We start from the raw sequence: 270 nt of genomic DNA on the forward strand, positions 1-270 counted from the left end.
GGTTGTAAAGAGGTGCTGGCTTCCAGATGACTGGTAAACAATTACCCGCCAAATGTAATTTTTTTACGCTACATGTCAGCCTGCGCTTTTCGCGCAACGCATAATCCGGCTAAAGCAAACACCCCGGGGTTGGTTGATGTTGGCCCTTCTCGTTGCCATAGTCGCCGTAATTGCTGGCTGAACAGATTTAAATCGCCGCTGCTGCAAAATTGCTCTGTAGCGGCTGCCTTTTCACCAGACGACAATTGACATTCTGCCAGCCTGCGCCTT

General features: G+C 50.0%; 1 protein-coding gene. It reads right to left on the reverse strand.

Going from position 1 to position 270, the window contains the following annotated elements:
• Positions 1-68 precede the first annotated feature (68 nt).
• A partial coding sequence (locus tag SB753_RS37520) for a hypothetical protein (protein ID WP_410805220.1) occupies positions 69-270 on the reverse strand: 202 nt, incomplete at its 5' end.

The sequence above is a fragment of the Paraburkholderia sp. SIMBA_053 genome, from assembly GCF_046534895.1.
Lineage (GTDB): Bacteria > Pseudomonadota > Gammaproteobacteria > Burkholderiales > Burkholderiaceae > Paraburkholderia > Paraburkholderia caledonica.